The organism is Candidatus Melainabacteria bacterium RIFOXYA2_FULL_32_9 (assembly GCA_001784615.1).
Classification (GTDB): Bacteria; Cyanobacteriota; Vampirovibrionia; order Gastranaerophilales; family UBA9579; genus UBA9579.
On sequence record MFRQ01000099.1, the window covers coordinates 6,443 to 7,645 of the forward strand.

Below are 1,203 nucleotides of genomic sequence, written 5' to 3' on the forward strand. Positions count from 1 at the left end.
GTAATCTTGATAATTCGATTACAAATGATCCTGTTTAATTAGGTTTATTGTTAATTTTTATACTTTATCATCCTAACGATCGATGATATTTTTGGGTTTAAGGGCATAATTATAGTTATTGATATCTTTAATTAAATGACTATAATTAATTTTGCTATGAGAAATAATATAAATTTGTTAAAAACAACGTGTATATGTTTTGCAGTACTAATTTCTGTGTTTTTATTTTCCAGGCCAGCATTAGCAATTAGAATAGGGCTTTTTACTAACGCAAGTTATGCCCAGGTTGCAGTATCACAGGCTGGAAGTTTTGTGGATGGTTATACTGGACGCAAAGTTTCCGATGTTGAACCTATGAAGGTGTACATTATTAAAAGTACTGGTTCAGGATTAAGCATTACTATAAACGGAAAATCTTATAATGCCAATTCTAATTATTTAGTCCTCAAATCAAGTGGATCAGGTTTTGTATTTACAAAAAAACATTGGTATAGAGGCAGTTTAATTGTTTTTAATACGGGAAGTGGTGTAACTGTCGTTAATGATCTTGACTTAGAGAGTTATATGCTTGGAGTAGTTCCTTCAGAGATGCCAAGCAGATGGAATATTGAGGCACATAAAGCTCAGGCTGTTGCAGCAAGAAGTTATGCTATTGCAAATCTTGGAAAAAGGTCTAAATATGGATATGATCTAAAGGATACACCTGAAGATCAGGCTTATGGTGGTGCATCTGCTGAAACTACAAGAACAAACCAGGCAGTCATCGATACAAAAGGCCAGGTTTTAGTTTATGGAAATAAAGTAATACCGGCTTATTATCATAGTAGTTCCGGTGGCTATACCATAAATTCCGGTGCAGTTTGGGTAAAAGATTTACCATTTGTTAAATCCGTACCTTCTTTTGATGGTAATCTTCCAAAAAGAGGCCACGGAGTAGGCATGTCGCAACATGGGGCGAATATTCTAGCCAACTATGGTTACAATGCTTATCAAATATTGGGTTATTTCTATCAAAACGTCCGACTCTATCGAATAGATAAGCCTATTTAACCTGAATTGCTAATTATTTTAGGTGTTTGCCTAGAAAATGTTAAAATACACTAAGAATGTAGATGTCATTGCGAGGTGCTTCGCACTGTCTTAAGCCATCAATCTTTCCAATAATACGCACTATCACCGCAAAGTAACAAAGTCACTTTTTTA

Annotated in this window: 1 protein-coding gene and 1 pseudogene (1 of these 2 running past the window's edge); both read left to right on the forward strand. The window is 34.6% G+C overall.

Annotation, left to right across the window (positions count from 1 at the left end):
* Positions 1-38, forward strand: a pseudogene (locus A2255_11070) (hypothetical protein); it begins 286 nt to the left of the window's first position.
* Positions 39-135: 97 nt separating this feature from the next.
* Positions 136-1,050, forward strand: a complete 915-nt coding sequence (locus tag A2255_11075; GenBank protein OGI19274.1) for a hypothetical protein — start codon at positions 136-138, stop codon at positions 1,048-1,050.
* Positions 1,051-1,203 lie beyond the last annotated feature (153 nt).

What these genes read in the sequence shown, in the direction of transcription:
- A2255_11075 (OGI19274.1), top strand. Translation starts at nt 136, where the DNA reads ATGACTATAATTAATTTTGCTATGAGAAATAATATAAATTTGTTAAAA.